This window comes from Roseobacter sp. MH60115, assembly GCF_015644665.1.
Taxonomy (GTDB): Bacteria; Pseudomonadota; Alphaproteobacteria; order Rhodobacterales; family Rhodobacteraceae; genus Roseobacter.
The window spans coordinates 175030-190759 of sequence record NZ_JADOBQ010000006.1; the positions used below are offsets into that span (position 1 = coordinate 175030).

Here is a 15730-nt window from a genome sequence, read left to right on the forward strand (position 1 = left end):
CGAAATGGCTCGAAGGACGTAAGAGCGCATGAAAGTGATTATCTGTGGCGCGGGGCAGGTAGGCTGGCAAATTGCACGCCACCTGTCGGGCGAACGCAACGATGTCACCGTGGTCGATAACAACCCTGATCTGGTGCGCCGGGCAACCGATACGCTGGACGTGCAGGGGATTGCGGGCTTCGCAAGCTATCCGGATGTGCTGGAGCGGGCAGGGGCCCGCGATGCGGAGATGGTGATTGCCGCGACCTATTCGGATGAGGTCAACATGGTCACCTGCCAGGTGGCCCATTCGGTCTTCGGCATCAACCGCAAGATTGCCCGGCTGCGCAGCAAGTCCTATCTGGACGCGATCTATTCCGACCTCTACCGCCGCGACCACATGCCCATCGACGTGGTGATCAGCCCCGAGAAGGAGGTTGCGGCCGCCGCGCTACAGCGTCTCTCAGCGCCCGCGGCCTTTGACACCGAAGTGTTCATGAACGGGCAGGCGCATCTGATGGGCATCACCATCGAGGAAGAATGCCCGGTGGTGAACACGCCCCTGCGGCAGCTGACCGATCTTTTCTCCACCCTGCGCGCCACGGTGGTCGGGGTGCGCCGCGAGGGATCGCTCTTTGCGCCGGAGGCCAAGGATCAGCTCTTTGTCGGGGATGATTGCTATGTCTTCACCCATGTGGATGACATTCCCCGCACGCTGGAAATCTTTGGCAAGAAGGTCACCAAACAGGAGCGCGTGGTTCTGGTCGGCGGTGGCAATGTCGGGCTGGCCGTGGCGCAGACGCTGGAGGCGCGGGCCAAACGCGTACGCGCCAAGGTGATCGAGAAAAACCGCATCTGCGCGGAGAAGGCTGCCGAAGCGCTGGAACGCACCATTGTGCTCAACGGAGACGGTCTCGATGCGGGGCTCTTGGCAGAGGCCGGAATTTCCCGCGCCGATGCGATGCTGGCGATCACAGATGACGACAAGACCAACATGCTGGCCTGCGTGCGCGCCAAGGCCGAGGGCTGCCCCTATACCATCGCGCTGATCAACGATCCGACGCTGGTGCCGCTGATGACCCCGCTCGGGATCGACGCCTATATCAATCCGCGCGCCACGACCGTCAGTTCGATCCTGCGCCACATCCGTCATGGCCGGGTCCGCGCGGTCTATTCCATCGGCGATGCCGAGGCCGAAGTGATCGAGGCGGAGGTGATGTCGACCTCGCCGCTGGCGGGCCGGCGCATCTCCGAGATCGATTTCCCCGAGGGCGTGCTGGTCGGCGCGGTGCGCAAGGGCAAAGAGGTGATCCGCCCGCTGGGTTCGACCCGCATCGATGAAGGCGATGTGGTGGCGATCTTTGCGCTGGCGGGCGACGTGCCAGAGGTGGAGCGGCTGATGCAGGTCTCCATCGACTTCTTCTGACCCGTGGGACGCATTCGGTCCATTCAGAAACGCCGCAGCGCCTTTGATCAGCTGATGGATCTGCCGCTGTTCCTGCTGATCTTTGGTGCCGCCTCGATTGCGATGCTGGTCCCGGCGCTGCACGGTGGCGTGGTGCGCAATCTCGATACCGCACGGATGTTTTTCTACAGCGGCATCCTCGGCATCACCGCCTTCCTGCTGATCGCCATTGCCCATGCCGGGCGCAGGCCGCGCCACGGGGCCCTTGGCACGCTGTTGTCATTGTTTGCCACTTTCGTGTTTCTGCCGGCCTTCCTGGCCATTCCCTTCTACGAAGGCCTGGGCACCACCACATTCATGAACGCCTACATGGAGATGGTGAGTGCCGTCACCACAACCGGCGCGACGCTCTTTCAGAACCCCGGACGGCTGGACGGCACATTGCACCTCTGGCGCGCGCAGGTGGGTTGGATGGGCGGCGCCGTGATGTGGATCGCCGCCTCTGCAATCCTTGCCCCGCTCAATCTGGGCGGCTTCGAGGTCACGGCACAGGCCGAGCCAGGGCAACGCGAAGCCGCCACCAGCCTGAATGGTCGGGTCAATCCGCGCGAAAGGCTGGTGCGGGTGACCGCAACGCTGCTGCCGATTTACATCGGGCTGACGCTGCTGTTGTGGGTTTTGCTGATGATCAGCGGCGATGCCTCGCTCGTCGCGCTCTGCCATGCGATGTCGGTCATGGCCACGTCGGGGATCTCCCCGGTGGGCGGCGTGGAATTCAGCGGCTCGGGCGTCACAGGCGAAGCACTGGCGCTGCTCTTCATGTTCTTTGCCCTGTCGCGGCTGACCTTTTCTTCGGACACCATCACTGCGACGCAGGGTGGGCTGCGCACCGATCCTGAATTCCGTCTCGGGCTCGTCCTGATCCTCGGTGTGCCGCTGGTTCTGTTCTTCCGCCACTGGCTGGGCGCCTTTGATGTCGCCGCCGAAGACGATCTGTCGCAGGCCGCGCTGGCGCTCTGGGGGTCGATTTTCACCGTGATGTCCTTCCTGACGACCACCGGATTTGCCAGCGAACACTGGGCGCAGACGCAGGCCTGGTCCGGTCTCGACACACCAGGGCTGATCCTCATGGGGCTGGCCTTGATCGGCGGCGGGGTGGCCACAACGGCGGGCGGCGTGAAGCTGCTGCGTGTCTTCGCGCTCTACCTGAACGGGCTGCGCGAAATGGAGCGGCTGGTGCACCCCTCCTCGGTCAGCGGTGCGGGCAGCGATACCCGGCGCCTGCAGCGCAACGGGGCCTTTATCGCATGGATTTTCTTCATGCTTTTTGCCCTGACGCTGGCCGTGCTGACGATCCTGCTGGCGCTGCTCGGCGTGTCCTTTGAAAATGCGCTGGTCCTCAGCATCGCCGGTCTGTCCACCACCGGCCCGCTGACCGCACTGGCGGCCGACGCACCCATCGTCCTGACGGAACTCAGCACCGCGGCCAAGGCGGTTTTCTGCGCAGCCATGGTGCTTGGCCGTCTTGAAACCCTTGCAATTGTCGCCCTTTTGACCCCTGATTTATGGCGGGCCTGAACGGTCCCATTTTTTAGGTCCGTAACGGACTGTTTTTTGGGGTGGAATCTCCTTGACTGGCGTTCCATAATTGCGCCAGAGGGGCGGGCTCGATCTGCGGGCTCCGGCAAGAAAAAAGGCGAGTGCTAAAATGGCGTCGGACAGACAGAACCTTCAGGATGCGTTCCTGAATCATGTGCGCAAGACAAAAGTTCCTGTGACAATTTTCCTGATCAACGGGGTGAAACTGCAAGGTGTCATCACGTGGTTCGACAATTTCTGTGTGTTGCTGCGTCGCGATGGTCAATCCCAGCTTGTCTACAAGCACGCGATCTCCACCATCATGCCGAGCCAGCCGATCAGCCTGTATGAGGGCGAAGACGCTTCTTGAGCAAAGCGCCATTTCAAGTCGAGAATGACGAGGCCGCGCGGGTCACCCGCGCCTGGGTTTTGCATCCCGACATCAAATCAGATCCGAACCGTCGCCTCGCCGATCATGGATTGGCCGAGGCGATTTCGCTGGCCCGCGCCCTGCCGGAACTCGAGGTGGTCGGCGGCGAGGTCGTGCCGCTCAAGACCGTGCGGGCCGGCATGCTCTTTGGCTCCGGCAAGATCGAAGACATCAAGGAAACCCTGCACGATCAGGAGATCGAACTGGTGCTGGTGGACGGCCCGGTCAGCCCCGTGCAGCAGCGCAACCTAGAAAAGGCCTGGGGCGTCAAGCTCCTCGATCGCACCGGGCTGATCCTGGAGATTTTCAGCGACCGCGCCGCAACCCGCGAGGGTGTCTTGCAGGTGGAGATGGCCGCGCTGAGCTATCAGCGCACGCGGCTGGTCCGGGCCTGGACCCACCTTGAACGTCAGCGGGGCGGGTTGGGTTTTGTCGGCGGTCCCGGTGAGACGCAGATCGAGGCAGACAGGCGCGCCATCGATGAGCAGCTCGTGCGCCTGCGGCGTCAGCTCGACAAGGTGGTGAAAACCCGCGCCCTGCACCGCGCGGCCCGCGCCAAGGTGCCTTATCCGATTGTGGCGCTGGTGGGCTATACCAACGCTGGCAAATCCACTCTCTTCAATCGCCTCACCGGGGCGGAGGTGATGGCCAAGGACATGCTCTTTGCCACGCTCGACCCGACCATGCGCCGGGTGCAATTGCCTGACGGGCCGGAGGTCATCCTCTCGGACACGGTGGGGTTCATCTCCGATCTGCCGACCGAACTCGTGGCGTCCTTCCGCGCCACGCTCGAAGAGGTGCTGGCCGCGGACGTGATCTGCCACGTGCGCGATATCTCGCACCCGGAAACGGAAGAGCAGGCGCGGGACGTACAGGACATTCTGACTTCCCTCGGCGTGGAGGAGGAGCGTCCCTGCTTCGAGGTCTGGAACAAGCTGGACCTGCTCGATGAAGAGGCCGCAGACGCGATGCGCGCCCGCGCAGACCGGGACGACGCGGTCTTTGCCATCTCCGCGCTCACGGGCGCGGGTGTCGCCCCGTTGCTGGATGCCATCACGACGCAGATACAGGGCGCCAAACGTCAGACCGACCTGCATCTCAGCTACGCCGACGGCAAAAAACGCGCCTGGCTCTTTGACCACGAGCTGGTCGAGGCGGAACAGCAGACCGAGGATGGCTTTGACATCACCGTGCGCTGGACCGTGCAACAAGAGGCCCAGTTCGAGCGTCTCTGACACGCGCAAACAGCAGGTAGGGTGGGCCTATGGGCCACCTTCCGACGCGAACCGCCACGCGCCCGGGCTCAGCGCGTTCAGCTTCCATATCCCGACCTGCACCCGGATCAACCGCAGGCAGGGTAACCCCACATGCGCCGTCATGCGCCGCACCTGCCGGTTGCGCCCCTCGCGAATGGTCATGCGCAGCCAGGCATCGGGCACGGTCTTGCGAAACCTCACCGGCGGGTCCCGGGGCCAAAGCGGGTCGGGGGTTTCAATCTGATCGACCTCCGCCGGTTTGGTCACGCCGTCCTTCAACGTGACCCCGCGCCGCAACGCCTCCAGCGCCGCGGCATCGGGGGTACCTTCGACTTGGACCAGATAGATCTTGGCCATCTTGAATTTGGGATTGGCAATCCGCGCCTGCAGCTTGCCGTTATCGGTCAAGACCATCAGGCCTTCGCTGTCCTTGTCGAGCCGCCCCGCCGGGTAAAAGCCGGGTTCGTCGATGTAGGCAGAGAGCGTCGGGCGCGGCGAGCCTTCCGTCCCCTTGTCGGTGAACTGCGACAGCACGCCGAAGGGCTTGTGAAACAGGATAACGCGCCCCATGGCCTCAGGGGCGCGGCTGCAGGACAGTGACACCGACGGCCGCCGCCCGCGCCAGATCTTCATCCAGAGACATCGGAATATACTCGCCGCGCCGCCACAGCTGGGCCAGATCATCGTAATGCCGCGACAGAAAATGACCCGACTGCCCCGTCGAGGTCACAAAGACCGAACTGTCCGGATCGGCGAAATCATAGACCCCGCGATACCCCGCGCCATGCACATTGTGGAAAGGATCGGGCCCGGAGCCACTGGTGAGGCCCCGCTGCAGGGTATTGTCGCCCCCATTGGTGGATTGCCGGATGTTCACGAAGAACCGCAGGATCGGCACCTCTCCCAGCACCGGGTGATCATGGGTCGCCTGATGCGCATCGCCCCAGCGCAGCGTCTCCAGCGCCGGTCCCCAAGTCTCCTCGATCCAGATCAGCGCGTCATCCAGTGCCAGCCGCGCCATGTCTGCACAGGTCTCGACCGGTGCCGACTGGATCACGTCACACCAGACAGAGGCGCCGTCGATGTCGCGAAAGGCCCGCTCGATGAACAGAGGCTCCACATGGGTCAGTTCACTGGCCAGCGGCCCCAGCTCGTCCTGCACCATGCGCGCCTGCAGGCTGCGCAGCCACGCCATGTAGATCAGCGGCTCGGGCATATGTTCGTTCATCTCGCCCGACCAGCTGGCCAGCAAGGTCAGGGCGCGTTGTCGCTTGCGCAGGGGCGTGCCTTCCGGCGCTGCTTCCCCGGTGAACCACAGTTCCGCCCCAATGAGCGGCAGCAGCGACCGCGCGGTAAAGCTGACCGTGTCCAGCTGTGCCTCGATGAAACTGTCGCGGGTATGCACCTCGCGCGCCTGCATCAGCCGTTGCCAGCGCTGCACCCGCTGCGTGTCGCCCCAGTCAAAGGAGACGTGGTTCGGAAACGGCCGGTCCACGATCTTGTTGTTCGAATTGCCCAGGATCCCGCCATTGGGCGCGACAAAGGAGGGGTTCGACGCATAGGGCAGGCGGCCCTGCCAGCGGTTCGCCTCGATCCAGCCCGGGCTGGGCAGGCGCCCCTGGCTTTGATGCTGCACATCCCGCCTTGGCATCGCGCCAATCATCTTCATCGCGATGTTCTCGCGGTCCACCAGCATCAGGTTCTGCGCAGGCGCGATAAACCCTTCGATCGCATCTATGCCGTCCTGCACCGATTGCGCCTCCATCAGACGCAGGGCGGCGGCCATCGAGGTATCCTTCGGGCTCAGCACCGTCCAGGCGAGCGAGGCGACGTGACCCGGCGGGGTGATGCTCGCCAGATTGTAATGCGTGCCGGGCAGCACCGGGCCGTTATCGGTCCAGCGCAGCGTAATGGTGATCGGGGTCTCATCCTTGATGTTTATGATGGACCCGCGGGTCTCGAACCGCTTGTAGCCATCGGGCGTGCGGTACTCTTCGGGGTTTTCCGGGTTCAACGCCTCGATATAGACATCCTGATCGTCCATCACGGCAGAGGTCAGCCCCCAGCCAAGCGCCTCGCTGCGCCCGCTCAGCACCAGAGGCATGCCGGGGATCGTGGCCCCGATGATACCGCCTGATTGCAATTGCAGCCGCGCCAGATACCAGATCGCCGGGGCGGTAAAGCCCAGATGCGGATCATTGGCCAGCAGGGTCCCACCCGAGGCCGAGCGCGTGGGGGCAGCGGCCCAGGCATTGGACGCCCCCGCAAAGACGCTGCGGTTGAAAGGCGACAGCGGATGCGCGGGCATTTCGGTCGTTTCGGCAAACCGGGACACGCCGGGCACCAGCTGCGCATATTCCGGCAGGGCGGCGATACCGCTGCCGGGCGCATCCGGCAGGATGTCGGCGAGCCGGTCCGCATCAGAGAGCGCAAGCGACATGCGCGCGCGCAGCACTTCCTTGTCCAGATGCCCCGACAGCTGCAGCCCCATCAGCTTGATGATCGCCAGCGAATCCGCCGGACGCCACGCAGACACCGGCGCGTTGAAGATGAACATTTCCGGCGCGCCCCGGCCCAGAGCGCTTGAATTGATCTCGTCCAGCCGCGCATTCACCCCGGTGGCATAGGCGCGCAACAGCAGCATCGTGCGGTCATCCTGCGCATCAACAGAGGCAACGGCGCGCGCATAAATGTCCAGCCGCCGCACCAGTTTGTCGATGTTCACGGTTGCCGTGCCAAACACCTCGGACAGGCGCCCCTGCGCGGTGCGGCGCAGCATCGTCATCTGCCACAGACGGTCCTGCGCATGGGCGTAGCCGAGGGCATAGAACACGTCCGGATCGGCCTCGCCAAAGATATGCGGCACATTGGCGTTGTCGCGCACGATCTCGACCGGCGCCGTCAGATAGGGCAGCTCCAGCACCTTGTCGTAATCCGGCAGCGACCGCGAGGCGAGGTAGTACACCATGCAGACACCCAGCACCACGAGCACCACCGATGCCGCTGCCAATCGCATCAACCAAGTAAAGAGCAGACCCATCTGTGCATCACCTATCGAATATGCGTCGTTTTGTTGACCCTATTGCCCTGACTGTTAGGTAGGAGAAGAACGTAAAGCAACATTGAATACGGGAAGGGTAATCATATGGCCAAGCTGGCATTTTTGGGACTGGGCGTCATGGGGGGGCCGATGGCCGGGCATTTGCAGAAGGCTGGCCACGACGTGACCGTGTACAACCGCACGGCAACCAAGGCGGACGACTGGGTTTCCACCTATGGTGGTGCCATGGCAAAAACTCCGCGCGAGGCCGTCAGGGACGCGGATTTCGTGATGTCCTGTGTTGGGAACGACGATGATCTGCGCTCGGTTTGCCTTGGGGACGACGGGGCATTTGCCGGGATGACCTCCGGGACGGTCTTTGTGGACCACACAACCGTGTCCGCCGCCGTGACCCGTGAGCTTTATGCCGCGGCCAATGAAAAACAGGTGAGCTTTGTCGATGCGCCGATCTCGGGTGGGCAGGCGGGGGCCGAGAATGCGGCGCTGTCGATCATGTGTGGCGGCGACGAGGGCGCCTATGACCGGGCGCTGCCGGTGATGGAGGTTTATTCCAAGATCTGCCGCCGCCTTGGAGACAGTGGCGCGGGCCAGATGACCAAGATGTGCAACCAGATTGCCATCGCGGGGCTGGTGCAGGGGCTGAGCGAGGCGCTGCATTTTGCCGACAAGGCCGGCCTGGATGGCCGTGCCGTGGTCGAGGTGATCAGCCAGGGCGCAGCCGGCAGCTGGCAGATGGACAACCGCTACGAGACCATGCTCGACGATCATTTCGATCACGGGTTTGCCACCGACTGGATGCGCAAGGATCTGGGCATCTGCCTCTCCACCGCGAATGAGACGGGGGCCAGCCTGCCGGTCACGGCGCTGGTCGATCAATTCTACAAGGACGTGCAGAAAATGGGCGGCGGTCGCTGGGATACCTCCAGCCTCTTCAAGCGTCTACAGGCACTCTGACCCGCGCAATGAAGGCCCCGCCATCTGGCGGGGCTTTTGGCATCAGGGAATGATGCGGTTATACTTGGAGCCTTGCAGCGTGGCCCCCAGCAGCAACCCGGCGCGGCCGAACACAACCGCCTGGACAGGGGCCAGCGCCGTTGTGGTGTCCGCCTTCACGCCGTCACCCTGGTCCGAGAACACGTATTCCACGTCACCGCCCACGGTCCAGCCCGGAGACCGGCGGAAGCTTGTCAGCGCCTCTTCGGTCAGGAAAAACAACACATGTGCATATTGCTGCGCCCCGATCTGCAGCCCGCCGGTGACCTGCGTGGTGGAATAGTAATCCACGGTCACATCATTGACCCTCAGCGCGCCACGCCCATAGGCCCCGCCAAAACCAAAGCCCGCTTTGGTCACCAGTGGCATCACCAGAATACCGTTTGCCTTGTCGGCGAGGTTTCGGGTGGCCGGATAGCTTCTGTACATCTCGGCCAGGGTCGCATCGACCCGCGCGTCGATCGTGTCGCCACCGCGTGATCCGACGCCATTGCCGCAGGCCGCCGTGACCGACACGGCAGCAAGCGCGCCAAGGGTGAACCCCCTGCGAGAGAAATTTGGAATATTCATGTCATCCGCCTGTACTATGTTGCTCGATTGCCGGTTTGCCCGACTTATGCGCGAACATACGCTGATTGCGGCACGGTGTCACTCAAAACGTCCCCGTTTGCGCAGCTTATCGCTGCCCGTTCAGCACCCGTGCCGCGGCTGGGGCGAAGTAGGTCAGGATCCCGTCACAGCCCGCACGTTTAAAGGCCATCAGGCTTTCCATCATGACTTTCTCGCCGTCGATCCAGCCATGTTCGGCGGCGGCCTGGATCATGCTGAATTCGCCTGACACCTGATAGGCATAGGTCGGCGCGCCAAAGGTCTCCTTCACGCGGCGGCAGATGTCGAGATAGGGCAGGCCAGGTTTCACCATGACCATATCCGCCCCCTCGCGCAGGTCCCGTTCGATGAGCCGCAGCGCCTCGTCCGAATTGCCGGGGTCCATCTGGTAGGTCTTCTTGTCCCCGGTGAGCGCGCCTGAGGCGCCAACGGCGTCACGGAACGGCCCATAGAAAGCCGAGGCGTATTTGGCCGAATAGCTCAGGATCATCACGTTCTGATGCCCCGCGGCCTCCAGCGCCTGCCGCATCGCGCCCACCCGCCCGTCCATCATATCCGACGGCCCGATGATATCCGCGCCCGCCTCCGCCTGCGCCAGCGTCATCTTGACCAGCGCTTCGACCGTGCGGTCATTCACGATCTCGCCGTCTTCCACGAAACCGTCATGCCCGTTGATGTTATAGGTATCGAGCGCCACATCCGTCATCACCGCGATGTCCGGCACCGCCTTCTTGATCGCACGGATGGCGCGGTTGGCATGGTTGTCCGGGTCCCAGGCCCCGGCGCAATCCTCCGTCCGCTCCTCGATCCCGGTATAGGGAAAGATGCAGATCGCCGGAATGCCCAGATCCGCTGCCTCCCGCGCCGCCTGCACAACCTTGTCGACGGAGCGGCGGAACACCCCCGGCATGGAGGGGATCGGCTCTTCAATGCCGGTGCCCGCGCGGACAAAAACCGGCCAGATGAAGTCATCCACGCTCAGGCTGTTTTCACGGGTCAGCGCGCGCACCGCCGGGCTTTGCCGGATGCGGCGCAGACGGGTTGCGGGAAAGGAGCTTTGAATGGGGCGCATGGGAAATGTCCAGTTTGGGTGACACTTCATGACTGCCATGTATTTTTCGGCAAGCCAAGGGTAGGAATTGCCGCGCCCTATCGCTAAGAGGGTCAAAACACGTAACAAAAGCGTACCCCTTTGAGCTTTTACCAGAACGTTTTTGAACTGATAGACATGCGGTCTTTTTCGAACCTGTGGTTCTGGATCGCACTGGCGGTTCTGTGGTCCACGGCCAGCCATTGGGTGCTGGGCGTGCCCTATGACATGGTGCTGCGCGCGCGCCGCTACGGCGGGCAGGCGGAACAGGACCTTGAGGATATGGTGCGGATCAACACCAACCGCCTGCTTTTCATCGGCAATGTTTCGGGGCTGTGGCTGCTGGGGCTGGGGTGTTTCCTGCTGACCGCGCTTGGCGTTCTGGGGTTTTTCTACGCGCTGGAGATCGCCCAGGCGCTCTTCCTCCTGGGGCTGCCGATGTCCATCGTGGGGCTGCTGTCGCTCTCCACCGCCCGTCTGATCCAACAGGAGCTGTCAACCGGCGAGGCGCTGCGGCGCCGTCTGACGCGGCATCGGCTCTACGTGCAGATCATCGGGATGATCTCGATTTTCGTCACCGCACTCTGGGGCATGTATCAAAACCTCTCCATCAGCCCATTGAGCGGTTGACACCACGCGGTCAAAGACCAATTGAGACAGGCCATGGCTGATCCAAAGCATATCACCGTCTCCGGCGTGCCCGAAGGGTATGACGCGCGCTTCCTGCTGGCCGAGCTGGAGCGGCAGGAGACGCCCATCCTGCACGTCGCGCGTGATGACAAGCGGCTGGCGGCGATGCGGGCAGCCCTGCGGTTTTTTGCGCCCGACATGCCGGTGGTGACCTTTCCCGGCTGGGATTGCCTGCCCTATGACCGGGTCTCGCCCAACGCCGATATCTCCGCACAGCGCATGGCGACGCTGGCGGGGCTGGTGCATGGCATGCCGCAGCAGTTCATCCTGCTGACCACGCTGAACGCCGCGACCCAACGTGTGCCCGCGCGTGCGACCCTCAGGGATGCGGCCTTTACCGCCCGTGTGGGCGACCGCGTGGACGAAGCCGCCCTGCGCCGGTTTCTCGTGCGCATGGGGTTCGTGCAGAGCCCCACGGTCACCGAACCGGGCGACTATGCAATTCGCGGCGGCATCATCGACATTTACCCGCCGGGTGATCTGGGACCGGTGCGGCTGGATTTCTTTGGCGATGTGCTCGACGGCGCGCGCCGTTTCGATGCGGCCACGCAGCGGACCACGGAAAAGCTTGATCTGGTGGAGCTGGCCCCGGTGTCGGAGGTCATTCTGGACGAGGCGGCAATCACCCGGTTCCGGCAGAACTACCGCATCGAATTCGGGGCTGCGGGCACCGATGATCCGCTTTACGAGGCCATCAGCGCGGGGCGCAAACACCAAGGGGCCGAGCATTGGCTGCCGTTTTTCCATGACAGGCTGGAGACGCTTTTCGATTATCTGCCCGATGCCGTCATCACCCTGGATGATCAGGTCACGCCCAGTCGGCTGGCCCGCTGGGAAAGCATCGCCGATCAATATGAGACCCGGCGGCTTGCCATGGCGAACCGTTCCAAGATGGACAGCGTTTACAAACCGAGCCCGCCGGAGGCGCTTTATCTGGACGACGCCGCCTGGGAACGGGCAACAGCTGCCCGGCGCATGCTGCAACTGGCCGCGCTGCCACAACCGACGGGGCTGGGTGTCACGGATGCCGGTGCCCGTATCGGGCGCAGTTTCGCGCCAGAGCGCCAACAGGAGTCCCTGAGCCTCTTTGGCGCTCTGGCAGCACATATAAAGACCAAGATGGCCGAGGGGCCGGTCGTGATCGCCAGCTATTCCGAGGGTGCCCGTGAACGGCTGACCGGTCTGATCGAGGACGAAGGTGTGGCCGAGGCGATCCCGGTGCCCGATGCCACGCGCATCGGCAAACGCGGGCTGCACTTGGCGGTCTGGGCGCTGGAGCATGGGTTCGAGGCGCCGGGCCTTACGGTGATTTCCGAGCAGGACGTGCTGGGCGACCGGCTGATCCGGCGCCCGGCCAAGAAACGCCGCGCGGAAAATTTCCTGACCGAGACGCAATCGCTCAGCCCCGGCGATCTGATCGTGCATGTCGACCACGGGATTGGTCGCTACAAGGGGCTGGAGGTGGTCACGGCCGCAGGGGCGGCGCATGAGTGTATCTTGCTGGAATATGCCGAAGGATCAAAGCTGTACCTGCCCGTCGAGAACATCGAATTGCTGTCGAAATACGGCCATGAAGAGGGGCTGCTCGACCGGTTGGGCGGCGGTGCGTGGCAGGCCAAGAAGGCGCGCCTCAAGGAGCGCATCCGCGAAGTTGCCGATAAGCTCATCCGCATTGCCGCCGAACGGGCGCTGCGCAAGGCGCCGGTGCTGGAGCCGCCGCCGGGCATGTGGGATGCCTTCTCCGCCCGCTTTCCCTATCAGGAAACCGATGATCAGCTGCGCGCCATCGGCGAGGTGATCGATGATTTGACCAGCGGCAACCCGATGGACCGTCTGGTGTGTGGTGATGTGGGCTTTGGCAAGACCGAAGTGGCCATGCGCGCGGCATTTGTCGCGGCGATGTCCGGCGTGCAGGTGGCGGTGATTGCCCCCACAACGCTGCTGGCACGGCAGCATTACAAGAGCTTTGCCGAACGGTTCCGGGGGTTCCCGATCAACGTGCGTCAGCTCAGCCGTTTTGTCTCCACCAAGGAGGCGAACGCGACCCGGGACGGCATGTCGCGCGGCACCGTCGATATCGTCATCGGCACCCACGCGCTGCTGGCCAAGGGCATTCGGTTCCAGAACCTCGGCCTGCTGGTCATTGATGAGGAACAGCATTTCGGCGTGACCCACAAGGAACGGCTGAAACAACTGCGCAGTGATATCCACGTGCTGACCCTGACGGCGACCCCGATCCCGCGCACCCTGCAGCTGAGCCTGACCGGCGTGCGGGACCTCAGCATCATCGGCACCCCGCCCGTGGACCGTCTGGCGATCCGCACCTATGTCAGCGAGTTCGACACGGTCACCCTGCGCGAGGCGCTGCTGCGCGAACACTATCGCGGCGGGCAATCCTTCTACGTGGTGCCGCGCATTTCCGACCTGCCGGAGATCGAGGAATTCCTCAAGGATCAGCTGCCCGAACTGACCTATGTGGTGGCGCATGGCCAGATGGCGGCGGGTGAGTTGGATGACCGCATGAACGCCTTTTACGACGGGAAATTCGATGTGCTGCTTGCCACGACCATTGTGGAATCCGGTCTCGATATCCCCACCGCCAACACGATGATCGTGCACCGGGCGGATATGTTTGGTCTGGCGCAGCTCTACCAGATCCGGGGCCGGGTGGGCCGGTCCAAGACCCGCGCCTATGCCTATCTCACAACCAAACCCCGCACCAAGCTGACGGATACAGCGGAAAAGCGGCTGCGGGTCCTTTCCAGCCTCGACACGCTGGGGGCCGGGTTTACGCTGGCCAGCCAGGATCTGGACATTCGCGGCGCGGGCAACCTGCTGGGCGAGGAGCAATCCGGTCAGATGCGCGATGTGGGGTTTGAACTGTATCAGTCGATGCTGGAGGAGGCGATTGCCAAGATCCGCGCGGGCGAGATGGAAGGGCTTTCGGAGGCCGACGATCAATGGGCCCCGCAGATTAACCTTGGCGTGCCGGTTCTGATCCCCGAAGACTATGTGCCTGACCTCGACGTGCGCCTGGGGCTCTACCGGCGTCTCAGCAGCCTGACGACCAAGGTTGAGTTGGAAGGGTTCGCCGCTGAACTCATTGATCGCTTCGGGAAATTGCCTAAAGAGGTCAATACGTTGATGCTCGTCGTGCGGATCAAGGCGATGTGCAAGAGGGCCGGTATTGCCAAGTTGGATGGGGGGCCCAAGGGCGCCACGATCCAGTTCCACAACGATAAATTTGCCTCCCCCAAGGGGCTGGTCGAATTCATTCAGGACCAGCGCGGGCTGGCCAAGGTGAAGGACAATAAGATCGTCGTACGGCGCGACTGGAAAGCGGATGCGGATAAGATCAAGGGGGCCTTTGCCATTGCCCGTGATCTGGCTGAAAAGGTCGTGGCCGAGAAGAAAGCCAGACGCGCCAAGGCGAGCTGATCACTCCGCCGGCAGCCGCGCCTCGACACGCCCCATGTAGCGCATCACCAGAAACGCGCAGCAGGCCATCACGAAAATCGCGCCGACAAGCGGCCGTATCGTGCCGTCAAAGAGCAACCCGATGGGCGAGGCGATGGCGGCGGCCAGCACGGTAGAGACCGAGCCGATCACGCTGGCGGCCATACCCGCGATATGCCCCATCGGTTCCATGGCGATGGCATTGAGATTGCCGATGGTCAGACCCGCCTGAAAGAACAGATAGGCCTGCCAGAACGCGAAAATGGCAAAGGTCGTGGTCCCGTGGGTTTCGTTTTGAATCAGAACGGTGAGGGACAGCACAATCTGTACCGCCAGCGCCACGGTGATCAGCCGCCGCATGCCCAAGCGCATCACCAGCATCGCATTGAGAAAACTCGCGCCCGCAGAGACCAGCGCAATGCCCCCGAACCAGAAGTGGAAGGTATCCTGCTTGTCGTAGATCTGTTCATAGACCGGCTGGATCAGCATCAGCACCGTGAACAACATCGACATGCACAGCGTCTGCACCACGATCGACAGGCGCACGATAGGGTGGGCGAACATCTCGCGCACCGCGGCAAGCATCAGGCGCGGCCTGAAGGGCCGTCTGTCTGCGCGCGCCAGCGTTTCGGGCAGGCGCAGGCCCAGCCAGAGCACCGAGATGGCGGAAAAGACGATGAAGGCCGCAAAAATCCCGCGCCACCCTTCAGTGGCAATGATGAAATAGCCCAAGGTTGGCGCAAACCCGGGCACCAGCGTGAAAATGATCATCACGATGGAGACGATTTTGGCCATCTCCCGACCTGCATAAAGATCCCGGATGATGGCGATGGAGACGACACGCGGGCCTGCCGCGCCCAGTCCCTGGATGATCCGGGCGGCCAGCACAATCTCGAAGGTGGAACTGGCCCAGGCCACGGCGGAAGCCGCCATGTAGAGCCCCGCACCGCAGACCATCACCGTGCGCCGTCCAAAGGCGTCCGACAGCGGGCCGGTGAAAAACGTGCCAATCCCCATGCCCAGCACAAATGAGGTCATGATCAGCGGCGCGCGTGTGGGTTCTTCGGGCGTCAGTTCCCGCGCAATATCCGGCAGCGCGGGCAGCATCGCATCAATGGAAAAGGCGATGGTGGCAAACATCATTGCCATCAATGCGATGAATTCAACCCGCCCCATGGCCGGT

General features: G+C 63.1%; 12 protein-coding genes. 7 read left to right on the plus strand and 5 right to left on the minus strand.

Annotated elements, in window-relative coordinates:
• The first annotated feature begins 28 nt into the window (after positions 1-28).
• The 4 genes from trkA (at position 29) to hflX (ending at position 4627) form a co-directional block, all read left to right on the plus strand.
• Entirely contained in the window at positions 29-1405 is a 1377-nt protein-coding gene (gene trkA / locus ISX84_RS19040) for a Trk system potassium transporter TrkA (protein ID WP_195821980.1), read from the plus strand.
• Between the two features lie 54 nt (positions 1406-1459).
• On the plus strand, positions 1460-2962 hold the full coding sequence (locus tag ISX84_RS19045) for a TrkH family potassium uptake protein (protein ID WP_195821981.1): 1503 nt from the start codon (positions 1460-1462) through the stop codon (positions 2960-2962).
• Positions 2963-3092: 130 nt separating this feature from the next.
• Positions 3093-3332: an RNA chaperone Hfq gene (hfq, locus tag ISX84_RS19050; protein ID WP_007119530.1), complete on the plus strand. Its 240-nt coding sequence runs from the start codon at positions 3093-3095 to the stop codon at positions 3330-3332.
• Positions 3329-4627, plus strand: a complete 1299-nt coding sequence (gene hflX / locus ISX84_RS19055; RefSeq protein ID WP_195821982.1) for a GTPase HflX — start codon at positions 3329-3331, stop codon at positions 4625-4627. The genes hfq and hflX overlap by 4 nt, the downstream gene beginning before the upstream one ends.
• Positions 4628-4654: 27 nt before the next feature.
• Here hflX and ISX84_RS19060 read toward each other — a convergent pair whose 3' ends face one another.
• On the minus strand, positions 4655-5218 hold the full coding sequence (locus tag ISX84_RS19060) for a pseudouridine synthase (RefSeq protein WP_195822081.1): 564 nt from the start codon (positions 5216-5218) through the stop codon (positions 4655-4657).
• A 4-nt stretch (positions 5219-5222) separates the two neighbouring features.
• Positions 5223-7688 carry a penicillin acylase family protein gene (locus ISX84_RS19065; RefSeq protein WP_195821983.1) on the minus strand — a complete coding sequence of 822 codons (2466 nt, stop codon included), beginning with the start codon at positions 7686-7688 and terminating at the stop codon, positions 5223-5225.
• 105 nt (positions 7689-7793) lie between these two features.
• Between ISX84_RS19065 and ISX84_RS19070 the strand changes: the two genes are divergently transcribed.
• Positions 7794-8663 (plus strand): NAD(P)-dependent oxidoreductase, encoded by an 870-nt coding sequence (locus ISX84_RS19070; protein WP_195821984.1) that lies wholly within the window; start codon positions 7794-7796, stop codon positions 8661-8663.
• 42 nt (positions 8664-8705) lie between these two features.
• Here the strand turns inward: ISX84_RS19070 and ISX84_RS19075 are convergent, their stop codons facing one another.
• Complete coding sequence (locus tag ISX84_RS19075) at positions 8706-9272, minus strand: YSC84-related protein (protein ID WP_195821985.1); 567 nt, start codon at positions 9270-9272, stop codon at positions 8706-8708.
• A gap of 106 nt (positions 9273-9378) precedes the next feature.
• Positions 9379-10383 (minus strand): porphobilinogen synthase, encoded by a 1005-nt coding sequence (gene hemB / locus ISX84_RS19080; protein WP_195821986.1) that lies wholly within the window; start codon positions 10381-10383, stop codon positions 9379-9381.
• 156 nt (positions 10384-10539) lie between these two features.
• Between hemB and ISX84_RS19085 the strand changes: the two genes are divergently transcribed.
• Both ISX84_RS19085 and mfd read left to right on the plus strand, forming a co-directional pair.
• On the plus strand, positions 10540-11031 hold the full coding sequence (locus tag ISX84_RS19085; protein WP_412071609.1) for a component of SufBCD complex: 492 nt from the start codon (positions 10540-10542) through the stop codon (positions 11029-11031).
• A 33-nt stretch (positions 11032-11064) separates the two neighbouring features.
• On the plus strand, positions 11065-14529 hold the full coding sequence (gene mfd, locus ISX84_RS19090; protein ID WP_195821988.1) for a transcription-repair coupling factor: 3465 nt from the start codon (positions 11065-11067) through the stop codon (positions 14527-14529).
• Here mfd and ISX84_RS19095 read toward each other — a convergent pair whose 3' ends face one another.
• The gene (locus ISX84_RS19095; protein ID WP_195822082.1) at positions 14530-15723 is read right to left on the minus strand and encodes a multidrug effflux MFS transporter; all 1194 of its coding nucleotides are present in this window, start codon (positions 15721-15723) and stop codon (positions 14530-14532) included. It abuts the gene before it with no gap.
• Between the last annotated feature and the right edge of the window lie 7 nt (positions 15724-15730).